The organism is Pseudomonas sp. C6002, assembly GCF_013385805.1.
GTDB lineage: Bacteria > Pseudomonadota > Gammaproteobacteria > Pseudomonadales > Pseudomonadaceae > Aquipseudomonas.
In genome coordinates, this window is the sequence record NZ_JACAPH010000021.1 from 207,231 (window position 1) to 225,214 (window position 17,984).

Consider the following 17,984-nt stretch of genomic DNA (forward strand, 5'->3'; position numbering starts at 1 on the left):
AAGTGGAGGCGAATGTGACGGGTTTCAAGGCAAACGTCCTACATGCCATTGCCAGTCACTGTTGCAATAAGACTAACGGTCGGTAAATAAACCGAAAAACTTGGCCGAAAAGCCGTTTCGGCTGTCGCCGCGAGCGGTGATGGCCTCTATACTAGCTCCCCGTTTGTGCACCGCTCTAGTGCATTCGGCTGGAGCGCGACACGTCCCTCCACTCTCTATAGAGCTGCCGCAAAAATGAGCCTGTTCTCCGCTGTCGAAATGGCACCACGCGATCCAATCCTGGGCCTCAACGAAGCATTCAACGCCGATACCCGAACCACCAAGGTGAACCTTGGCGTGGGCGTTTACTGCAACGAGGAGGGGAAGATTCCACTCTTGCGTGCCGTTGCCGAAGCGGAAGCCATTCGCGTGGCGCAACACGCCGCCCGTGGCTACTTGCCGATCGACGGTATTGTTGCCTACGACCAGGCCGTGCAAAAGCTGCTGTTCGGCGCGCAATCGCCGCTGATCAGCTCCGGCCGCGTTATCACCGCCCAAGCGGTCGGCGGCACCGGCGCCCTGAAAATCGGCGCTGACTTCCTCAAGCAACTGCTGCCCAACGCCGTCGTCGCCATCAGCGACCCGAGCTGGGAAAACCACCAGGCGCTGTTCGAAAAAGCCGGCTTCCCGGTGCAGACCTATCGTTACTACGACGCCGCCACCCACGACGTAAACCGCGCCGGCCTGCTGGAAGACCTCAACGCCCTGCCGCCACAGTCCATCGTCGTGCTGCACGCCTGCTGCCACAACCCGACCGGCGTCGACCTGAGCCCGGCCGACTGGCAACAAGTGCTGGACGTGGTCAAGGCGAAAAACCTCGTGCCGTTCCTCGACATGGCCTACCAGGGCTTTGGCGACGGCATCGACGAAGACGCCGCTGCGGTGCGCCTGTTCGCCGAGTCGGGCCTGACCTTCTTTGTGTCCAGCTCGTTCTCCAAGTCGTTCTCGCTGTACGGCGAGCGCGTGGGCGCCCTGTCCATCGTCACCGACTCCAAGGAAGAAAGCGCGCGCATCCTGTCCCAGGTCAAGCGTGTGATCCGCACCAACTACTCCAACCCGCCGACCCACGGCGCGGCGATTGTGGCGGCGGTGCTGAACAACCCTGAGCTGCGCGCCCAGTGGGAAGCGGAACTGGCGGAAATGCGCCTGCGCATTCGCGGCATGCGCGAGCAGATGGTGGCTGACCTGGCCAAGGCTGCTCCGGGCCACGACTTCAGCTTCGTCGGTCGCCAGCGCGGGATGTTCTCCTACTCCGGCCTGAGCGTTGAACAAGTGACACGCCTGCGCAACGAGTTTGGTATCTACGCGCTGGATACCGGTCGTATCTGTGTGGCGGCGTTGAACCAGAAAAACATTGATGCAGTGACCAAGGCCATCGTTCAGGTGCTGTAAGCCTGTTGTGATGCAAAAAAAGGGGAAGCCGGTGGCTTCCCCTTTTTACTGCAACATTCTTTTGTGAACACCGAACCTGTGGCGAGGGGGCTTGTCCCCCGTTGGGCTGCGCAGCGGCCCCAAAAACCTGCCACCGTGAACTTTCTGAATGAATGCGGTGCCTGAATGGGGGCCGCTTCGCGCCCCAGCGGGAGCAAGCTCCCTCGCCACAGGGTGAGCAGATTGCTTCAATAGATGAGTGCATCCCCCCTAAAAATTCGCTGCTTTCAGTCCGCTGCCCCTAGACTGACAGCAAGACAGTCCCCTTCCTTGAGTAGCCTATGAGAAACGACGACCTGGACCTGCGTGCCGACCGCGACGAACTGGACCACTTCACCCCGCGCCCACCACCCGCCAAGCGCCAGAAAAGCCTGGTGCTGCAAGTCGCGCTTGGCGTATTCCTCGGTGGTTTGGCCTTGTGGCTGGTGCAACTGGGCGCCGGCGCCCTGATGGCCAAGCTGGCCATGGGCACCTTCCAGTTCGGCGGCTAACTAGTTGCCCGCGGGCCTGTCGAAGTGAATCCTGGAGAAGTGACGCAGCCACCAGTACAACATCGCCAGGCCGTAACCCAAAAAAGCCGACCCTGCTGACGAATAGAGCACCTGAATCAGCGGGGACTCATAAAGGCATTTGCGGGTGCAATTGGGCTCTTCCGGGAAAGCCACCGTCAAACAGAACACTCCGACGCCAATCATGGTCGCCACCGGCAAGACCGCCATATGGCGCCGTCGATTGACCAGTGAACGCAGGAAAGCCCTTCGATAAGGCCCCCAGCGCGCAATCAGCACCCCATAGAAAACACTGAACAGCCAAGCCAGTGAAAAGATCAGTTTGGTCACCGTCGGGAAGTACGAGCGTTGCGCCCATTTCTCTATCGACGGCAGCGCTTCTGCGAGCCCACCCACCAAGGCATTGGCCCACCTCAGATTGAGAAAATCTTCACTCAACCCTCCAAACACCAGGACCGATGTGAACGCCAGCGGCACCCAGAATATGAAGCGTTGAAAAAAACGGTCCTGTGTCGGCGACTCAACGAGTTTCGAGCCTGGAGGCTTAAGCATGGTTTCCCTTCCCTACTGGCAAACGGCCTAAGGCCACTAGCCATCAGCGTAGTCGAGAACACATCAACCTCACCCCACCGCTTGAACGCTCCTCCAGCAATCGGTTTGGCCTTGTGGCTGGTGCAAGCAGGCACCCTGCAGTTCGGCGGCTGACCAAGACCAAATGTGGGAGCCGTCGAGCTATAGCGGTGGGTCAGGCACCATAAATGTCGACTGTGCCGACGCCTTCGCAGCCTCGCTGAAGCTCGACAGCTCCCACACGGGGCCTGTGTGACTGATGCAACTGGGTACCGGCGCCCTGATCGCCAAATCGGCCATGGGCACCCTGCAGTTTGGCGGCTGACAAAGATCAAATGTGGGAGCCGTCGAGCTTCAGCGAGGCCGCGATAGCGGTGGGTCAGGCACCATCAATGTCGACTGTGCCGACGCCTTCGCAGCCTCGCTGAAGCTCGACAGCTCCCACAGGGGACCTGTGGGACTGATGCAACTGGGTACCGGCGCCCTGATCGCCAAATCGGCCATGGACACCCTGCAATTTGGCGGCTGACAAAGACCAAATGTGGGAGCCGTCGAGCTTCAGCGAGGCCGCGATAGCGGTGGGTCAGGCACCATAAATGTCGACTGTGCCGACGCCTTCGCAGCCTCGCTGAAGCTCGACAGCTCCCACAGGGGTCTACTCCCGCCTTCAGTCCGCGCTCGTGTGGCTGGTTCAACTCGATCCAAGCAGTCCCCCTGCAATTTGGCGGCTGACAAAGATCAAATGTGGGAGCCGTCGAGCTTTAGCGAGGCCGCGATAGCGGTGGGTCAGGCACCATAAATGTCGACTGTGCCGACGCCATCGCAGCCTCGCTGAAGCTCGACAGCTGCTACGGCTACGATGCCAGGGCCAGGCCACGCTCTTCCAGCAACTGCACAAAACTGTTCAGACTCTGCGACACCGTACCCCGGCGCCAGATCAGCCAGGTATTCAGAATCCGGAACGTATCGGTCAGCGGCCACACACTCACCGCCGTAAACCCCGGCATGCTCTCCAGCATGCTCCGCGGCATCAGCGCCAACCCAGCACCGGCACTCACACAGGCGAGCATCCCGTGGTAGGACTCCATCTCAAAGATCTTCCCCGGCACCGCGCCATCCTGTGAAAACCAGCGCTCGAAGTGATGCCGGTACGAACAGTTCGAACGAAACGTGTAGATGCTCTCTCCACTCACATCCCGCCCCCGGGTGATCGGCGCGTGATGCAACGGCGCAATCACCACCATCTCCTCCTCGAACACCGCCACGCCCTCCAGCGTCGCGTGCAGCACCGGCCCATCGACAAACGCCGCCGCCAGCCGCCCCGATAACACACCCTCGATCATCGTGCCGGACGGCCCGGTGGTCAGGTCCAGCTCGACCTTGGCGTGCTTCTGGTTATACGCCGCGAGCAATGCCGGGATGCGCACCGCCGCCGTACTCTCCAGCGAGCCCAACGCAAACGCGCCCTGAGGCTCCTCCCCCGCCACCGTCGCCCGAGCTTCCTGCACCAGGTCGAGAATCCGCCGCGCATACCCGAGGAAATTCCACCCGGCCGGTGACAAACGCAATCGGCTCTTCTCGCGAATAAACAAGTCCACGCCCAGGTCCTGCTCCAATTGCTTGATCCGCGTGGTCAGGTTCGACGGCACGCGATGGATCAATTGCGCTGCAGCGCTGATGCTGCCTTGCTCAGCAACGGCTTTGAAAATTTCCAGCTGGACCAGATCCAAATCATTCTCCAAACGTGAACGTATTGCTTAATATTATTCAGTTTCCGAAAAAGATACAGCCCCGTACGCTGGCCTCCATCCCATTCACTGCGCAGGACGGTGCCATGAACTCCATTTCCTCCCAGACCCACGCGTTGTCGATCAACCCCGCCAACGGTGAAACGGTCGCCAGCTACCCGTACGAAACCGAGGCGCAGCTGGATGCCGCCCTCACCCGCTCGATCAACGCCTTCCGCAACGGGCGCAATACCCCCGTCGCCCAGCGCGCCGAATTACTGCTGGCCCTGGCCAGCACCCTGCGCGACCAGGCCGAAGAAATGGCCCAGATGATCACCCTGGAAATGGGCAAACCGATCGCCCAGGCCCGTGGCGAAATCGAAAAATGCGCGCAACTCGCCGAGTGGTACGCCGCCCACGGCCCAGCCATGCTGGCCCCGGAAGCCACCCTGGTGGACAACGGCACCGCCCAGATCGAATACCGCCCGCTGGGCCCGATCCTCGCTGTAATGCCGTGGAACTTCCCGGTGTGGCAAGTGCTGCGCGGCGCGGTGCCAACCATGCTCAGCGGCAACACCTACGTGCTCAAGCACGCGCCTAACGTGATGGGCAGCGCGTACCTGATGAAACAAGCCTTCCAGCGCGCCGGCTTTGCCGATGGCCTGTTCGAAGTGATCAACGTCACCCAGGACGGCGTGTCCAAAGCCATCGCCGACCCGCGCATCGCCGCCGTGACCCTCACCGGCAGCGTGCGCGCCGGCATGGCCATCGGTTCCCAGGCCGGGGCCGCGCTGAAAAAATGCGTACTGGAGCTGGGCGGTTCCGACCCGTTCATCGTGCTCAACGACGCCAACCTCGACGAAGCCGTGCAAGCCGCCCTGATCGGCCGTTTCCAGAACTCCGGCCAGGTGTGCGCCGCCGCCAAGCGCCTGATCATCGAAGAAGGCGTGGTGGAAGCCTTCACCGCCAAATTCCTCGAAGCCAGCCGCAACCTGGTGATGGGCGACCCGACCGCTACCGAGACCTACATCGGGCCGATGGCCCGGTTCGACCTGCGGGACGAACTCGACGGCCAGGTCCAGGCCACCCTGGCCGAAGGCGCCACCCTGCTGCTGGGCGGCAGCAAAGTCGAAGGCGCGGGCAACTACTACGCCCCCACCGTGCTGGCCAACGTCACCGACCAGATGACCTCGTTCAAACAGGAACTGTTCGGCCCGGTCGCCTCCATCATCACCGCCCGCGATGCGGACCACGCCGTGGCCCTGGCCAACGACAGTGAGTTCGGCCTGACCGCCAGTGTGTTCACCACCGACCCGCAGAAGGCACGCAGCATCGCCAACCAGCTGGAAACCGGCGGGATCTTTATCAACGCCTACAGCGTGTCCGATCCCCGGGTCTCGTTTGGTGGTGTGAAAAAGAGCGGCTTCGGGCGGGAATTGTCGCACTTCGGTGTGCGGGAATTCTGCAACGCGCAGACCGTGTGGCTGAACCGCCGCTAAGGCAAGCGCTGCAAGCGATGGCCCGCCCTGCGGGTCATCGTGCTGTCTGGTTCAGCACCGTCACGTAGGCACTGAACATATCCGCCATGGCATCCGCATAGGCGGTGATTTGCGCCTCAGTGCGCGGGCTTCCCGAGAATTCCTTCGCCACCGAACTGAAGGTGGTGGCGATCAAATCGCAGGCCAGGGCGCGGGTGGCTTCAGGCACCTGCGGCAGCAGTTCCAGCATGAACGCCTGGAAAATCTGTTGCCCTTCTGCGCGAACCTCATGGGCTTCGGGCGCATCACGGTACAGCGGCGCGGCGTCGCTCAGGGCGACGCGCATCTGCGCCTCCTCACACTCCGAACGAATAAACGCATGCACCAACGCCCGCAACCGCTCAAGGGCCGGCTGGCTTACGTCCTGCAGAATGCGGCTGAGCATCTGCGAGGTTTGCTGCCACTCATCGGTCTGCAGCCGAAACAGGATGGCCGCCTTGTTGGGAAAGTACTGGTACACCGACCCCACGCTGACACCGGCCTTTTCCGCGACCCGTGCGGTGGTGAAACGGCTGGCGCCTTCCTTGGCCAAAACCTGAATAGCCGCTTCGAGAATGGCCGTCACCAACCCGGTGGATCGCGCCTGTTTGGGCTCTTTGCGTGAGGAAATCTGCGAGGTCTGGCGATCGGTCATGGGGCGTTCCTGCTGCCGTTGGAATGCGAATAGCGAATGTGACGAATTGTTCGCATACTTTAAATGCGACGAATCATTCGCATACTAGCCCGGCGCCTCACGGCGCTCAACCTGCAGCAGGACATCCCCATGAATACGCTTACCTCGGCCCCGATGGCGGCCCTGATTGAACGGCTGTACACACAGGCCGATGCCGCCACCAGCCCCATCATCAACACAGTGACCCACGAAGAACGCGACCGCCTGATGCGCAGCAAGACCGACTACCTGGCACTCTACGGAATGCTGAAAGACCTGTGGTTGCCCGTCTCCCGCGACACCGGCACCCTGCTGTACATGCTCGCACGCAGCAGCAAAGCGCAGGCCATCGTCGAGTTCGGTACTTCGTTCGGCCTGTCCACCCTGCACCTGGCGGCCGCCCTGCGGGACAACGGCGGCGGCACGCTGATCAGCAGCGAGTTCGAGCCCTCGAAGATCGCCCTCGCCCGGCAACACCTGGAACAAGGCGGCGTGAGCGACCTCGTGGAGATCCGCCAAGGCGATGCCCTGGTTACCCTGGCCACCGGCCTGCCCGACAGCGTCGACCTGCTGCTGCTCGACGGCGCCAAGGCGCTGTATGGCGACGTGTTGAACCTGGTGGAAAGCCGCCTCAAGCCCGGCGCGCTGATCATCGCCGACAACACCGACTACTGCCCCGACTACCTGGCCCGGGTGCGTTCGCCAGCAAACGGCTACCTGTCGGTGCCGATCGGTGACGACGTCGAGCTTTCCGTTCGCCTGGGCTGATGCCCGTCAGAGGATTCAACTCATGTCTGGATTGGTAAGCCCTGTGGTACTGAAATTACTGCCCATCACCCTGGCGGTGTTTGTCGGGTTCCTGATCATCGGCATGCAACTGCCGGTGCTGCCGCTGCACCTGCACAACACCTTGGGCATGGACACGCTGGTGGTGGGCGTGGTGATCGGTGCGCAGTTTGCCGGGGCATTGTTGTCGCGGTCCTGGGCCGGCAATTTTGCCGATATGCGCGGCCCCAAGCGCGCCATGCTCGTGGGCATGCTGGTGGCGGCCAGCTCCGGCTTGATCTACCTCGCGTCCCTGGCGTTTGTGGCGTCGCCGGTGGTCTCGGTGTGGGTGTTGCTCGCCGGGCGCGTGGTGCTGGCGCTGGGGGAAAGCCTGATCGTGACCGGCTCGATGGGCTGGGGTGTCGGGTTGGTGGGGCCGCAAAATACCGGCAAGGTCATGGCCTGGATCGGCATCGCAATCTACGCCGCGTTTGCCCTGGGCGCGCCCCTTGGGGTGGCGGTGAATAGCCAGTGGGGTTTCAGCGGGATCGCCGTCGGGACCATGGTGATTCCGCTGCTGGCACTGGCCATCGTCGCCGGAGCGCAAGGCGTTGCGCCGACCAGCCAGCGGCGCACCTCGTTTTTCAAGGTGCTGCGCTCGGTGTGGGTACCGGGTTTGGGCCTGGCCTTTGCAAGCGTCGGGTTTGGCGTGATTACCGCGTTTATCGCGCTGCTGTTTGCCACCAAGGCCTGGGGCAATGCGTCATTGGCGTTTACCGCCTTTGGTCTGGCGTTTATCGGCGCGCGGATTTTCTTCGGGCACCTGCCCGACAAGATCGGCGGTGCCAAGGTCGCGCTGGTGTGCGTGATAATTGAAGCCGCCGGTCAGCTGTTGATCTGGGGCGCAGACAGCGCCTTGACCGCCTACCTGGGCGCGGCGCTGACCGGTTTCGGCTACTCCCTGGCGTTTCCCGGCTTTGGGGTGGAGGCGATAAAGCGCGCGCCGCCCCAATCCCGCAGCCTGGCGATGGGTGCGTATGTGGCGTTCCTGGATATTTCGCTGGGGGTCAGCACCCCGCTGATCGGCGCATTGGCCGGCGTGGCCGGAGTGGCATCGGTGTACCTGGCGGGCGCGGTGGCCGTGGCGCTGTCGGTGATCGTGGCGCTGGCGTTGCTTTTCAAGGCGCCAGTGGCGGAGCGCGAGGTTTATACTTCGCCACCTCGCCCTTAACCCACATCACCCGAGATTCCCGATGAGCCTTTCCCTGTCCACAACCCCAGCGCGCAAGCCGGTCGCGCCATTGCTGGCGTTTGCCATCCTGCTGTTCGGTGCCGTCTTCCTGCAAAACAGCGTCGGCTCGCGCCAAGTGCTGTTGCTGGTGGTCGGCGCCGCACTGGGCCTGACGCTGTACCACGCGGCCTTCGGCTTCACCTCGGCCTGGCGGGTGTTCATCACCGACCGGCGTGGCGCGGGCTTGCGTGCGCAGATGGTGATGCTGGCGATTGCCGTGGTGCTGTTCTTCCCCGCGCTGGGGGCCGGCACCCTGTTCGGCCAGCCCGTGGTCGGGCTAGTGGCGCCGGCCGGGGTTTCGGTGGTGTTCGGGGCATTCATCTTCGGCATCGGCATGCAGCTGGGCGGCGGTTGTGCGTCCGGCACCCTGTTCACCGTGGGCGGTGGTAACGCGCGCATGCTGGTGACGCTGTTCTTCTTTATCTGTGGTTCGTTGATCGCGACTCACCACGTCGACTGGTGGTTCTCGCTGCCTTCGTTCCCGGCGGTTTCCATCGTCAAAAGCTTCGGCGTGGTGCCGGCCTTGCTGCTGAGCCTGGCCGTATTTGGCATCATCGCGGCAGTCACCGTGCGCCTGGAAAAAGGCCGTCACGGGCAACTCGAAGCCGGCGTCACCAGCCAGCACCATGGCCTGCGCCGCTTCCTGCGCGGGCCATGGCCATTGGTGTGGGGCGCAATTGGCCTGGCCCTGCTCAACTACGCCACCCTGGCACTGGCCGGGCGGCCATGGGGTATCACTTCGGCGTTCGCCCTGTGGGGCGCCAAGGTTGCCGGCGGGTTGGGCGTGGACGTAGGCAGCTGGGCGTTCTGGCAAATGCCGGGCAATGCCAAGGCCCTGGCGGCGCCGGTGTGGGAAGACGTTACCAGCGTAATGGACATCGGCATCATCCTCGGTGCGCTGTTGGCTGCGGGATTGGCCGGGCGTTTCGCTCCAAGCCTCAAAGTTCCGGCACGCTCGCTGTTCGCCGCAGTGATCGGTGGGTTGCTGCTGGGTTATGGCTCGCGCCTGGCGTACGGCTGCAATATCGGCGCGTACTTCAGCGGGATTGCCTCGGGTAGCCTGCATGGCTGGGTGTGGCTGGTGGCGGCGTTTGTCGGTAATAGTGTGGGTGTGCGGTTGCGGCCGTTCTTCTTTGCAGGCGAGCGTCCGCAGGTAGCGTTGACCGGTTGCTGACTGATCGTTCCCACGCTCCGCGTGGGAATGCCGCCTGGGACGCTCTGCGTCCCGCTGTTGGTGACGCGGAGCGTCACGGGATGCATTCCCACGCGGAGCGTGGGAACGAGCAGCATCACCGGCTTTTTGAAATCGCTCCGCTCATGTACTCGTTCAAATCGCGAAAGTCCTGAACTTTCCAGGTGAACGGTGACAACTTCACACCGTTCTCCCGCAACGTTCTGGGAATCAGGTCGCCATTTGGACGAAGAATGACGGACGACACGATAACGCCCGGATAATCACTCAAGCGTTTTTTGAAAGTAGCCGTTGTCAGGTCAGGCGTAGGCGGATTGCTTTTATTCGCCAAGGGTCCCGTGCCTTTGATATCCGCGCCGTGGCACATGGCGCAGCGCTGCAGATAAATGTTTTTCCCGTTAGCGTTGTCCGCAAAGGACAGTGATGTTTGAACCAGCGATAAAATCCCCAGCGACGCGATGAATGTTTTTGCTCTCATCTTTCCATGTGGCCTTGTTGTAAAAATCCAATATCAACCAACCGAGCGTAAACGACCCGTTATCCACTCGCGACTGTAAGCCAGCACGCGGCCCGACATCGCCGTCGGAAAATGAATAAACCCATGAGCCGCCTGCGGTAACAAAAACACCTCGGACCCCGCCCATCGCTCGGCCATCTGCAGCGTGTCGTCCAGCAACGGGTCCAGCTCCCCCACAAACATCAGCGCTGGCGGCAGCCCGGCAAGGTCGCCATACAACGGTGACAACGGCGGCTGCCGGCGCTGCTCGTCACTCAGGCCCGGCGTCAGCAAACGCAGCGCCTCCACCATGCCCGGCCCGTCCAGCAACAGCGTTTCCCGCCCCGCCGTGCGTACGCTCGGTGTACCGGTCAAATCGTAGACGCCGTAATACAGCACCGCCCCGCTCACCCGCGCCAGCAATTCGGGCGATTGCTTCAGCGCCAGCAGCGTGGCCGCCGCCAGATGCCCACCGGCAGACTCGCCGACAACGATCACCGGCAGGCCGGCGAACTCCTCACAGTCCCCGAGCAACCAGCGCGCCGTGGCCAGGCAGTCTTCCAGAATCCCTTCGACCGGTGTATTCACCGCCAGCCGGTAATCCACCGACACCACCGCCACCTCGCACGCATTCACCATGGCCACGTTGAGGTCGTCATTCATCTGCGCATTGCCGATCACCCAGCCGCCGCCATGGATATCCAGCACCACGCCTTTGGCCTTGCCCTTCGGCCGGATGATGCGCACCGGCACCGAGCCCACCCGCCGGCTTTCAGCCTGCAGGCCATGCTTGAGCAACTTGTTGCCGGCCACCATCTGGCTGGAGCGCAACAGCGCCTGGATCACCCGGGGCGTCACGCGGTTGCGGATGCGAAAACGCGGCATCCAGGCGAGCTTCTGGTTAAAGCGCTGCATTTGCGCCAGTTCATGTTCTTCAGCAGGCCACAGCGTGTGAGTTCCCAATTCGATATTCCCCCTATCTCTAAAAGAGATGTTCACCTTGGCCAGTGTGCGTGGGCATCATGGCAATGATGTTTCCGCCCTCTGCCCACGCCGCCAGGCTCAGCAGTTATTGCGCAGGATGGAGAAATTCAACGCAGCCGCAACGCTGAGCCACACCAGGTACGGGAACAGGATCAGCCCGGTGATCAAATCCAGGCGCACCGTCAGCAGCACCATGGCGGCCACTACCAGCCACAGCAGCGTGATGATCACCATCCCGGCGAAAATCCGGTGGGCACCGAAGAACACGGGCGTCCACAGGGTGTTGAGTGCGATCTGCGCAGCCCATAGAGCCAGCACGATTTCGCTGCCGGGGATCAGAGTCAGGCGGTAGCCGGCCCAGGCGAGCAGCAGGTAGATGATCGTCCAGGCAACCGGGAACAGCCAGTTGGGTGGGGTGAAGCTGGGTTTGACCAGGGTGGCGTACCAGTCGCCCGGTTTGAAGATGATGCCGGTGCTCGCAGCAGCACCGCAGGCCAGAAGAAAAATAAACAACGTCACCATGATCGGTCCTTAGCTGAGAGCAGCTGCCTGGAGATGAAAGCCTTGACGGCGGTTTCAGGATTGGACGCCCCGCGCAGCAAAAAGTGTATTTTTCTTTGCTCCGTGCCCCGCCACAGATGCCCTAGCTGAACGCGATGTAAACAGGCTGCTGCTCCACCGCCGACTGCTCACAAGCACGGACCAGATCCCGTACACAATAAAGTCGCCAGCCCTTGCCCGCGCCCCACTTGGCAGCCACATCATCAAACGACGCCGCTTCATCCCGCGCGGCCCGCTCCCAATCATCGTGCCCGATCTCGGCGATCAAGCGTGTTTGGTAGTCCTTCAAAAAGGGAAGCAAGCCCTGCGCATGATCAACCTCCAGCAGCACAACGTCAGCCGAGTCCAGTTGCTGCCTGGCCGCCTCGACCCAGTCCCGCGCCTGCAACGGCAGCGCGTCCAGCACCGCCTCAAAGGCCGATCCCGACTTGTCGCAGCCCTGAAACGAACCACACCCAATCTCGCCACCCGCCATGTCGCTCTCCTTGATAGTGATTCATACGCGCTGGGTTACTGCCGGCGACTACTTTTCCGGACAGGGATTGAACACTTCCGTCGCCGCCACCGCAGACACATACGGAATTTTCGTACCTGGAATGATCCCGACGGAGTAGGCATTTTTGCCGGTGTCACGCACATAGGTCTTGTCGGTGGTCAGATCGCCCGGCTGGTTCTCACCGAGCAGGTAATCCAGAAACTGGATTTTCACCGGCGTATTGAACTGCCCTTCGGCCGTCAGCGGAATGATCTGAGCAGCCCCCGCCCGAGTGAACGCGAAAAACGCCGCGGCGGCTTCACGGCTGCGGAAGGTTTTCACGCACAGCACATCGCGGGTACGCAGCGTGATAAAGCGCTGATAACGACCACTTGAATAGGTGCTCAGAATCAAGCCATCGTCCACCAGAACGCCCAGCCCCTGAGTGGCACGGCACTGGCCGTCGCCGCCATTCTCCGAGCCGTAGGGCAAGTAGCACCAGTTGGTCTGGCTCAGGGCCCGCACCGAACCGGGGGCAATCTGCAGGTCGTGCTCGATTTGCTGCCGGGCTTCGGGTGTTTGATACGGAATGCTGCAGCCGCTGAGGATCAGGGCCAGTAACACGTACAACAGGCGATAAGAGCGCATAGGTTTTCCATAACGGGCACGGCAGGTCGTTGCGCGCGTTGCCAGGGGGGTCATTCCTTTGAAAGCTGCGCAGGTTCTGTCACATTCTACGACAAGTACCTCTCGGCGAAGCTTTATGGAAATACAGATTTCGGAAACGTCCGACTGGCAATTGTTCGCGGCCATCGCCGAAACGCTGGAGCACGGCTTGAAAGGTGAATGGACCGTAAAGGCCGACGGGCTGGATCAGCGCTATTGGGATTTGTGCGTCGAAGGCCAGACCCTCACCCTGCACCTTGAGCATTATCTGGGGATCAGCCTGCTCATGCCTGGCCAGGGCGAGAGCCTGGAGGGGTTGAGTGATTTGGGGTTGAGGGCGTACCGACTGGTGGTTCCTTTTGCGGGATAAAGGAGACTTTGCGTAGGCCGTAGCACCTTGCTCCTTTGCCTACGCTTGCGTCAGAATCCGCCGGCTTGTGCACCTGGGTGGTCATCTCTAAGGTTGCTCGGTCGCTGAAAACTCAGTGATCGGGTTTAGTAGCCCTGCTTTGAATACTTACGTGCATGAACCTCATCTTCCAGACGTCCTGTCTGTGCTTGATGGTGGCTGTGCGTAGGGCGCCCTCGGGCGCGCCGGCTTTAAGTATTCACCGGTCTACTAACCTGCGCACAGCTGCCACCCTATCGTTTAGTAGCGACGAGGTGGCGGCCCGACTCAGGAATACTTATATGTTCAAGATAACGCCGAATCCGCCAAACAAGCCGGATCTAAAACTCCACCAGGCTGCCCAGCGCGCCATTGATCACTACCTCAATCCCGGCACCGATGCCGAGACAGTCCCAGAGACAACCGCCCTCTTCAGCGTCACCTCCGGCGTCAGCAGCGAAATCCTGATCGCCAACAGCTACGAAACCGTTTCCTCCGTCAGCGCCCTGCTGCTCGACCTGTCCGACGAACTGACCGGCAAAGACCGCGACGTGGCATTGGCCATACACCAACTGAGCGAATTGAGTGTGCTGCTGATCGGCAAACTGATGGACCGCGAAACACCACGGGCGTAGAACCCAACGCGGCCCTGCGGGACTAGCCCTTCAACTCACCCAACCGATTACTCGCCGCGTCGTCGTATGCCACATACAACGACTCGGCGATTTGGCTTTTGATGGCTTTGGCACTTTCCAGCCCCAATACAAAACCTTCGGCTTTGCCGCCTGCGCGGTTCAGGTCTTCTTTGGTGTCAGCACCGGTGATGGCGTCGAGGAGCTTGATGGCTTGAGGGCCTACGCCTTTTGGGAGGCTGATTTGGTCGATGCTCATAGGGATGCCTCGGATAAGGTGCGGGATGGGGTGATGCGGGGTGAAAAGGTCATGGGCGATACCTTGAGATTGAGGTCGGTAGCGCGTGGAACCACTGCCGGGGGGGCCATGGTAGACCGGTATGGGAATTAAAGGGCCGGTTTCGGCCAGAAGCAGTCGGTCGCGATCAGAAAGGTTTGACGACAACGAGTCGCTCTCGCACTCTGTTTATAATCCATTCATTCATCAGGTTCCCGCATGTCATTAGCGACCGTAGTGCTGCTCGACTCCTGGCCACAGCCAAGTACGTCGCCTGAACCAGTGGTGTTCGCCACGGACACGCAACTATGTTTACGGTATTACACCACCGGAGAAGAAATAGCTGTGGTTCATTTTCCGCTAGTAAAGAAAATCCAATTCGGTTCGCCAAACGACGAAGCTTTGGGCGGCCATCCGCTCATTGGACTTGGCCTAAAGCATTACCAAATTCATCGAATAGATAATTCGCCTTGGTTAGCAGAGCTTGAGCAAAGGAACGCCATTCATCCTCGACACGACAAACAGCGGTTCATGAAAGATGCTATCCACTATGTCTTTACGTTTCAGGACTCTACCTTGGAATGCATCGTAATCGAGGGGGCGTTCTGGCATCCCAAAGTGCAAGTCTTTACCTCGGAGCAGGAGGCAAAGGATGGCTGGCGCACACTGGTGAATGACGTGGGTGCATTAACCCAATAGTCAGGAGCGGATGGCTGCGTTGGGTCGGAAGCGGTCGGTCATGAGCGGCCGCTTCTGGCCGATTCTGTTGAAAAAGCCGTACTCCCTTAGCCAAGGTGACCGCCTGCATCAATGAATAGCTTGCGGAGTTTTTTTCGAGCCGCCTCTGAAAGACGCTGTGAATAGCGTTGAAACTCTTCTTCGGCTGTGTCGGGCTTGCCGTTCATGGCCAATACAAACGCGTATGCAAGAGGATGTTGTATGTAGTTGTAGAAACCCAGGCCACCCGTCGACAAATGCTGCTTGACCCGCTCGAAAGCACCAGGCAGGTCGGCTATCGAACGAGCCTCGTCCCAAAACGATTCAGCTTTTGGAATGGCAGCCCGGAGGATATTGGGTGCGCTGGTTGCTATGGCATCAGGTCCGTAGCTGCATGAGATATCAAACGCTCGATCGCGCACATCGAAAGTCAGATCAGGTCGTGCTGATTTTGACGTCCTGTGCCATTTGATTTCATTGCCGGAAAGATGGGGAACGAAGTCCAGTGACAGAGCCCATGACGGCGCTAGCGCGCCGCCTTTCCACTGCTCAAGGCGAAAGAGTTGGCGAATGGGAGCATCGACGCTACGAAGCCAGGACAGCGGGCCCTGAACTTCGAATCCTAACGGCTGTAAAAGTGACTCTATGGTTGGCGAAACAATTTCGTGGATTTGATCTATTCGCACTATCTCGAACGTTTTTCCCTGCATCGGCGGCCCCATGCTCAAAAGTAATCCCACTTCGACAACTTCGGTAGTTGGTTCGACCTCAGATAATAGATGCAGAAATAGGGGTCAGACCACCATTATTGAAAACGTGGTCTGACCCCTATTCTTCTCTGGTTTCTGCGCTGTTTGGGTCTTGCAGCTGGCGATTAACGCGAGCTGCGAAAGCGTGGTGACGTGCCTGACGGGAGAACGATGAAGGGCTGGTATCAACTGCGCAGTAGAAAATAGAGAACTGCGTCATGAAGTATTTTCTTGGCAATAGTGGCCCGTGCCGGGAAAGTCACGACGTGACAACGCCATGCGGCAAGTTGATTGGAAAATCCTGAGAGTTCCTGAATTCCCGCCCCATGAGGCACAACATGTGAAAATTTATAGAGTAGTCTCATAGAATATTTTTCTCTTTGGGTATGCATAAATAATAGCGAGGCTGGTATTGGAGGCTAGTGTGAACTGGGATAGCCTGCGCCCACATTTTTAAATAGGGGTCAGACCACCATTATTGAAAACGGGGGCTGCCCCCTACTCTTTTCTCTCGTGGTACCCAATAACGTTTTGCTTGAACACAATTAACGAGAGCAACTGAGGAGGCGGGTCATGCTTGAGGATTTTAAACACGCACTTTACCGTCATAAGAGGCTGTTCTGGCTAGTGATGGTTATTGTCATCCTATCCAAAGTGGCAACCATAATGCCGGCGATTATCATCGGGCGCGTAGTAGATACCTTTACCCAGCACACCTTGGATTCAGAGACGGCCTTGTATCTGTTGGGGTTTATCTGCGTCGGCGTTATTAACGTTATTCTTATCCCTATTCAGGGGTACTACTTGACCCGTTTTATTCAAAAAGGGCTCAGCGATGTTTCGATTCGATGGGTTCGCGAGATATTCACCAAGCACTTCGACCTGTTCTCATCGATCAATATCGGCAAGATGCTCAAATCGATTGAACGCGGCATACAAGCCAGCGAGCGAATTCTTAACTACGCGCTGATCACTATTTTGCCGCTTTGCATCGAGTTCATCGTGATTTCGGCGTGGCTGGTATGGATTGCGAATATTGTGTTCCTGGCGCTTGTGCTTGCACTTTCCGGTGTCTACCTGGCATTGACCCACTACTTGATCACGTGGCGTCGCGCTCATATCGATGCGGTCAATGACGCCGAAGATGAACAGGCGGGAGTATTTGCAAACACGATTCAGGCGGGTAAACAGATAAGGCTGGAGCGGGCCCAGGAATCGGGGCTGAAACCCCTGTTCGATACGTTTTACCAGTACGCGGATGCCGCCACAAAAGTCGGATATTCCGCTGCGGTACTAGGGGCGTCAAGGGCACTTTTCTTAACCCTGACCAGCAGCACAGTGATCGGGTACGGCATCTTTGTAAGACAGGCTTCGGCGTCCGAACTGACGGTTGGCGACTTTGTCGTCTTGTTTACCTTATCCACGATGTTTTTCAACACGGTGTTCAGCATCGGAGAGGTCTATCGTTTCGCCGATCAATTCTCTTCGGACTACGCCAAGTTTCGATCGATTCTGCGCGAGCAAAGCTTCAAGGGTAAGGCCGAGAGCTTGCCCTTGGATTCTGACAGCTTGATTTACCCCGCCTCCACTGCACTGATCGCCGAGGGCGTTTCATTAGTCATTCAACAGGCCATCGAAGTGCGCCCCGGTGAGCATCTTGCCGTCGTTGGGGCAAGTGGCTCCGGAAAATCAACCTTTGTGGAACTGCTCGTGGGCGTGAAGCAGCGTCCCGGGCTCACCGTCCGGATAGGACAGACCGCGCTAGAGTCAATCGCTGAAGAGGAACATTTTCGGCTCATTCGGTATTGCCCCCAAACTCCGAAGTTTTTATCAGGCAACCTGGCAGACGCTGTTTTTTTTCATGGCTCGTTCAACTCGACATTTAGCAGCGTCGCGGCGCAGCTTAATATCCAGCATCTGTTTGACGAATTGCCTGTTCGAACGATAAATCAAGACGCGACCAGTATTTCCGGTGGCGAAGCAAAAAAGCTTTCGCTTCTACGCGTGCTGCTAAGACCTGGGAATTTCAACATATTCGATGAGCCGACCTCATCCGTTGATCCCCAGGGCGCCTCGTTAATCTGGGATGCACTCTTCACCTGCTTTGCCGATAAAAGTCTGATCTGTGTAACCCACGATTTCACTGTGCTCAATCACTTTGATCGAGTCATCGTCTTCGACACGGGCAGAATCGTTGCAGATGGCAAGTGGCAAGACCTGGTGGCTCTGGAGTCGGTCTCCAACGTCATACGCAAAGTTCAGGAGGAAGAGCCGGTTTCAGGGCATTAAGTTACTGAAACGGCTTTGTACGCTAAGAATGAAATA

20 protein-coding genes are annotated in these 17,984 nt (G+C 59.4%); 10 read left to right on the top strand and 10 right to left on the bottom strand.

Going from position 1 to position 17,984, the window contains the following annotated elements; translation table 11 throughout:
- Positions 1-234: 234 nt before the first annotated feature.
- Both HX817_RS14875 and HX817_RS14880 read left to right on the top strand, forming a co-directional pair.
- Positions 235-1,431 (top strand): amino acid aminotransferase, encoded by a 1,197-nt coding sequence (locus HX817_RS14875; protein ID WP_008438775.1) that lies wholly within the window; start codon positions 235-237, stop codon positions 1,429-1,431.
- Between the two features lie 320 nt (positions 1,432-1,751).
- The gene (locus tag HX817_RS14880; RefSeq protein ID WP_017478782.1) at positions 1,752-1,961 is read left to right on the top strand and encodes a hypothetical protein; all 210 of its coding nucleotides are present in this window, start codon (positions 1,752-1,754) and stop codon (positions 1,959-1,961) included.
- On the opposite strand, the gene HX817_RS14885 is transcribed toward HX817_RS14880, so the two are convergent.
- Both HX817_RS14885 and HX817_RS14890 read right to left on the bottom strand, forming a co-directional pair.
- Complete coding sequence (locus HX817_RS14885) at positions 1,962-2,531, bottom strand: hypothetical protein (protein ID WP_177040490.1); 570 nt, start codon at positions 2,529-2,531, stop codon at positions 1,962-1,964. It abuts the gene before it with no gap.
- Positions 2,532-3,403: 872 nt separating this feature from the next.
- Positions 3,404-4,279: a LysR family transcriptional regulator gene (locus HX817_RS14890; protein ID WP_003214475.1), complete on the bottom strand. Its 876-nt coding sequence runs from the start codon at positions 4,277-4,279 to the stop codon at positions 3,404-3,406.
- A gap of 104 nt (positions 4,280-4,383) precedes the next feature.
- On the opposite strand from HX817_RS14890, the gene HX817_RS14895 reads away from it, so the two are divergent.
- A complete protein-coding gene (locus HX817_RS14895) occupies positions 4,384-5,775 on the top strand; it encodes an aldehyde dehydrogenase family protein (protein WP_177009665.1) in 1,392 nt (463 codons plus the stop codon).
- A 34-nt stretch (positions 5,776-5,809) separates the two neighbouring features.
- Here the strand turns inward: HX817_RS14895 and HX817_RS14900 are convergent, their stop codons facing one another.
- Positions 5,810-6,448: a TetR family transcriptional regulator gene (locus tag HX817_RS14900; protein ID WP_177023159.1), complete on the bottom strand. Its 639-nt coding sequence runs from the start codon at positions 6,446-6,448 to the stop codon at positions 5,810-5,812.
- A gap of 129 nt (positions 6,449-6,577) precedes the next feature.
- Here HX817_RS14900 and HX817_RS14905 point away from each other — a divergent pair, with 129 nt between their 5' ends.
- Genes HX817_RS14905 through HX817_RS14915 form a run of 3 tightly spaced genes read left to right on the top strand, consistent with a single transcriptional unit; the run spans position 6,578 to position 9,696 of the window.
- The gene (locus HX817_RS14905; RefSeq protein ID WP_003214482.1) at positions 6,578-7,234 is read left to right on the top strand and encodes an O-methyltransferase; all 657 of its coding nucleotides are present in this window, start codon (positions 6,578-6,580) and stop codon (positions 7,232-7,234) included.
- 22 nt (positions 7,235-7,256) lie between these two features.
- A complete protein-coding gene (locus HX817_RS14910) occupies positions 7,257-8,462 on the top strand; it encodes an arabinose transporter (protein WP_177035784.1) in 1,206 nt (401 codons plus the stop codon).
- A 22-nt stretch (positions 8,463-8,484) separates the two neighbouring features.
- A complete protein-coding gene (locus tag HX817_RS14915) occupies positions 8,485-9,696 on the top strand; it encodes a YeeE/YedE family protein (RefSeq protein ID WP_177040491.1) in 1,212 nt (403 codons plus the stop codon).
- 115 nt (positions 9,697-9,811) lie between these two features.
- On the opposite strand, the gene HX817_RS14920 is transcribed toward HX817_RS14915, so the two are convergent.
- From HX817_RS14920 to HX817_RS14940, 5 genes are all read right to left on the bottom strand, one after another.
- Positions 9,812-10,192 carry a cytochrome c gene (locus tag HX817_RS14920; RefSeq protein WP_177040492.1) on the bottom strand — a complete coding sequence of 127 codons (381 nt, stop codon included), beginning with the start codon at positions 10,190-10,192 and terminating at the stop codon, positions 9,812-9,814.
- A 33-nt stretch (positions 10,193-10,225) separates the two neighbouring features.
- Positions 10,226-11,125, bottom strand: coding sequence for an alpha/beta hydrolase (locus tag HX817_RS14925; protein ID WP_050550331.1), 900 nt, complete (start codon positions 11,123-11,125; stop codon positions 10,226-10,228).
- A gap of 147 nt (positions 11,126-11,272) precedes the next feature.
- Positions 11,273-11,713: a TspO/MBR family protein gene (locus HX817_RS14930; protein WP_177040543.1), complete on the bottom strand. Its 441-nt coding sequence runs from the start codon at positions 11,711-11,713 to the stop codon at positions 11,273-11,275.
- Positions 11,714-11,837: 124 nt separating this feature from the next.
- A complete protein-coding gene (locus HX817_RS14935) occupies positions 11,838-12,230 on the bottom strand; it encodes a hypothetical protein (protein WP_177040493.1) in 393 nt (130 codons plus the stop codon).
- A 48-nt stretch (positions 12,231-12,278) separates the two neighbouring features.
- Positions 12,279-12,878 carry a hypothetical protein gene (locus HX817_RS14940; protein WP_177009660.1) on the bottom strand — a complete coding sequence of 200 codons (600 nt, stop codon included), beginning with the start codon at positions 12,876-12,878 and terminating at the stop codon, positions 12,279-12,281.
- Positions 12,879-12,993: 115 nt separating this feature from the next.
- Here HX817_RS14940 and HX817_RS14945 point away from each other — a divergent pair, with 115 nt between their 5' ends.
- Together HX817_RS14945 and HX817_RS14950 are read left to right on the top strand one after the other, a co-directional pair.
- A complete protein-coding gene (locus tag HX817_RS14945; protein ID WP_177040494.1) occupies positions 12,994-13,266 on the top strand; it encodes a DUF3630 family protein in 273 nt (90 codons plus the stop codon).
- 320 nt (positions 13,267-13,586) lie between these two features.
- The gene (locus HX817_RS14950; protein ID WP_177040495.1) at positions 13,587-13,919 is read left to right on the top strand and encodes a DUF6124 family protein; all 333 of its coding nucleotides are present in this window, start codon (positions 13,587-13,589) and stop codon (positions 13,917-13,919) included.
- Between the two features lie 22 nt (positions 13,920-13,941).
- On the opposite strand, the gene HX817_RS14955 is transcribed toward HX817_RS14950, so the two are convergent.
- Positions 13,942-14,175, bottom strand: a complete 234-nt coding sequence (locus HX817_RS14955; protein WP_003214497.1) for a hypothetical protein — start codon at positions 14,173-14,175, stop codon at positions 13,942-13,944.
- Between the two features lie 237 nt (positions 14,176-14,412).
- Between HX817_RS14955 and HX817_RS14960 the strand changes: the two genes are divergently transcribed.
- Positions 14,413-14,892 carry a hypothetical protein gene (locus HX817_RS14960; RefSeq protein WP_023659022.1) on the top strand — a complete coding sequence of 160 codons (480 nt, stop codon included), beginning with the start codon at positions 14,413-14,415 and terminating at the stop codon, positions 14,890-14,892.
- An 86-nt stretch (positions 14,893-14,978) separates the two neighbouring features.
- On the opposite strand, the gene HX817_RS14965 is transcribed toward HX817_RS14960, so the two are convergent.
- Positions 14,979-15,620, bottom strand: a complete 642-nt coding sequence (locus HX817_RS14965) for a hypothetical protein (protein WP_256344133.1) — start codon at positions 15,618-15,620, stop codon at positions 14,979-14,981.
- A gap of 612 nt (positions 15,621-16,232) precedes the next feature.
- Between HX817_RS14965 and HX817_RS14970 the strand changes: the two genes are divergently transcribed.
- Positions 16,233-17,948, top strand: a complete 1,716-nt coding sequence (locus HX817_RS14970) for an ABC transporter ATP-binding protein (protein WP_177009657.1) — start codon at positions 16,233-16,235, stop codon at positions 17,946-17,948.
- Positions 17,949-17,984 lie beyond the last annotated feature (36 nt).

Coding starts and splice junctions, on each gene's coding strand:
- HX817_RS14875 (WP_008438775.1), top strand. CDS start 235: ATGAGCCTGTTCTCCGCTGTCGAAATGGCACCACGCGATCCAATCCTG.
- HX817_RS14880 (WP_017478782.1), top strand. CDS start 1,752: ATGAGAAACGACGACCTGGACCTGCGTGCCGACCGCGACGAACTGGAC.
- HX817_RS14885 (WP_177040490.1), bottom strand. CDS start 2,531: ATGCTTAAGCCTCCAGGCTCGAAACTCGTTGAGTCGCCGACACAGGAC.
- HX817_RS14895 (WP_177009665.1), top strand. CDS start 4,384: ATGAACTCCATTTCCTCCCAGACCCACGCGTTGTCGATCAACCCCGCC.
- HX817_RS14900 (WP_177023159.1), bottom strand. CDS start 6,448: ATGACCGATCGCCAGACCTCGCAGATTTCCTCACGCAAAGAGCCCAAA.
- HX817_RS14905 (WP_003214482.1), top strand. CDS start 6,578: ATGAATACGCTTACCTCGGCCCCGATGGCGGCCCTGATTGAACGGCTG.
- HX817_RS14910 (WP_177035784.1), top strand. CDS start 7,257: ATGTCTGGATTGGTAAGCCCTGTGGTACTGAAATTACTGCCCATCACC.
- HX817_RS14915 (WP_177040491.1), top strand. CDS start 8,485: ATGAGCCTTTCCCTGTCCACAACCCCAGCGCGCAAGCCGGTCGCGCCA.
- HX817_RS14920 (WP_177040492.1), bottom strand. CDS start 10,192: ATGAGAGCAAAAACATTCATCGCGTCGCTGGGGATTTTATCGCTGGTT.
- HX817_RS14925 (WP_050550331.1), bottom strand. CDS start 11,125: ATGCAGCGCTTTAACCAGAAGCTCGCCTGGATGCCGCGTTTTCGCATC.
- HX817_RS14935 (WP_177040493.1), bottom strand. CDS start 12,230: ATGGCGGGTGGCGAGATTGGGTGTGGTTCGTTTCAGGGCTGCGACAAG.
- HX817_RS14940 (WP_177009660.1), bottom strand. CDS start 12,878: ATGCGCTCTTATCGCCTGTTGTACGTGTTACTGGCCCTGATCCTCAGC.
- HX817_RS14945 (WP_177040494.1), top strand. CDS start 12,994: ATGGAAATACAGATTTCGGAAACGTCCGACTGGCAATTGTTCGCGGCC.
- HX817_RS14950 (WP_177040495.1), top strand. CDS start 13,587: ATGTTCAAGATAACGCCGAATCCGCCAAACAAGCCGGATCTAAAACTC.
- HX817_RS14955 (WP_003214497.1), bottom strand. CDS start 14,175: ATGAGCATCGACCAAATCAGCCTCCCAAAAGGCGTAGGCCCTCAAGCC.
- HX817_RS14960 (WP_023659022.1), top strand. CDS start 14,413: ATGTCATTAGCGACCGTAGTGCTGCTCGACTCCTGGCCACAGCCAAGT.
- HX817_RS14965 (WP_256344133.1), bottom strand. CDS start 15,620: ATGCAGGGAAAAACGTTCGAGATAGTGCGAATAGATCAAATCCACGAA.
- HX817_RS14970 (WP_177009657.1), top strand. CDS start 16,233: ATGCTTGAGGATTTTAAACACGCACTTTACCGTCATAAGAGGCTGTTC.